Here is a 1580-nt window from a genome sequence, read left to right as displayed (position 1 = left end):
ATGAATACAATTGGCCACAACTTTATAGCGGGTACCCGTAGCGCTGCAGGTGATAAAGTCCTGAAAAGCCTGAATGCCAGCACCGGTGAAACCCTGACTTTCGACTTCTTTCAGGCCACCGAACAGGAAGTCAACCAGGCCGTGGAAGCTGCCCATACAGCCTTTAAAACCTACCGACATACTTCCCCTGAACAGCGGGCTCTATTCTTAGAATCCATCGCAGATGAACTCGATGCTTTGGGTGAAGACTTCCTCAATACGATTTCTCAAGAAACCGCTTTACCCATTGCCCGGCTGCAAGGTGAACGTGGCCGTACCAGCGGGCAAATGCGTTTGTTCGCTAAAGTCTTGCGCCGTGGTGATTTTCTAGGGGCTCGAATTGATACCGCACTGCCAGAGCGTCAACCTTTGCCACGACCAGACCTGCGTCAGATTAAAATCGGTGTAGGGCCAGTTGCCGTTTTTGGGGCAAGTAACTTCCCTTTAGCATTCTCGACCGCCGGTGGTGATACCGCTTCTGCATTGGCAGCAGGTTGTTCTGTGGTGGTCAAAGCCCATAGCGGGCATATGGCCACTGCAGACTATGTGGCTCAGGCCATTGAACGTGCCGTTGAGAAAACAGGCATGCCCAAAGGGGTGTTTAACATGATCTATGGTAATGCTGTCGGTGCCTTACTGGTGAAACATCCATTAATTCAGGCCGTCGGTTTTACCGGTTCCCTCAAAGGTGGCCGTGCACTATGCGATATGGCAGCAGCACGTCCACAGCCGATTCCGGTCTTTGCTGAAATGAGCAGTATCAACCCGATGCTGATGCTGCCTGAAGCTTTAAAAAACCGTGGTGATCAGATTGCCCAGGAGCTGGCAGATTCAGTAGTACTGGGTTGTGGCCAATTCTGTACCAATCCAGGATTGATCCTGGGAATTAAATCACCTGAATATACACGGCTCATTGAACAGCTCAGTGAAATCATGGCAAACAAGCCGGCTCAAACCATGCTCAATGCAGGGACATTAAACAGCTATGTTTCTGGCTTATCGCATTTATCCGAGCATTCCGGCATTCAGCACCTGGCCGGTCAGGAGCAACAAGGGGAGCAGGCATTACCGCAACTCTTCAAAGCAGAGGTTGAACTGCTGCTTGCTGGTGATCAACTTCTGCAAGAAGAAATCTTTGGACCCACTACGATTGTGATTGAAGTAGAAGACAAAGCCCAGTTACTACAGGCTTTAAGCAGCATGAATGGACAGTTAACAGCTTCACTGATTGCGGATGAATCGGATCTGGTGGAGTTTGCCGATGTAGTACCGGTATTGGAAGAAAAGGCAGGCCGCTTATTGTTGAATGGCTATCCAACCGGTGTAGAAGTCTGTGATGCCATGGTACATGGCGGACCTTATCCGGCTACTTCAGACGCACGTGGTACTTCTGTGGGAACTTTGGCGATTGACCGTTATCTACGTCCGGTCTGCTACCAGAACTATCCGCAAAGTCTGTTGCCTGAAGCATTAAGAGATGAGAATCCACTGAACCTGCTGAGACTCGTCAATGGGGAAATGACTCAAAACAGAATTTAAAA

1 protein-coding gene is annotated in these 1580 nt (G+C 49.6%); it reads left to right on the top strand.

What is annotated here, in order from left to right; translation table 11 throughout:
• Entirely contained in the window at window positions 1–1578 is a 1578-nt protein-coding gene (locus NI455_RS15310; RefSeq protein ID WP_253114879.1) for an aldehyde dehydrogenase (NADP(+)), read from the top strand.
• The last annotated feature ends 2 nt before the right edge of the window (window positions 1579–1580 follow it).

This window comes from Acinetobacter lwoffii (genome assembly GCF_024129435.1).
GTDB classification, from domain to species: Bacteria; Pseudomonadota; Gammaproteobacteria; order Pseudomonadales; family Moraxellaceae; genus Acinetobacter; species Acinetobacter lwoffii_F.
Note: the sequence above shows the minus strand (reverse complement) of the source record. Positions and strands in the feature narration are given on the sequence as shown.

Bases quoted from the DNA above. Each gene is read 5' to 3' on its own strand.
- NI455_RS15310 (WP_253114879.1), top strand. From the start codon at position 1: ATGAATACAATTGGCCACAACTTTATAGCGGGTACCCGTAGCGCTGCA.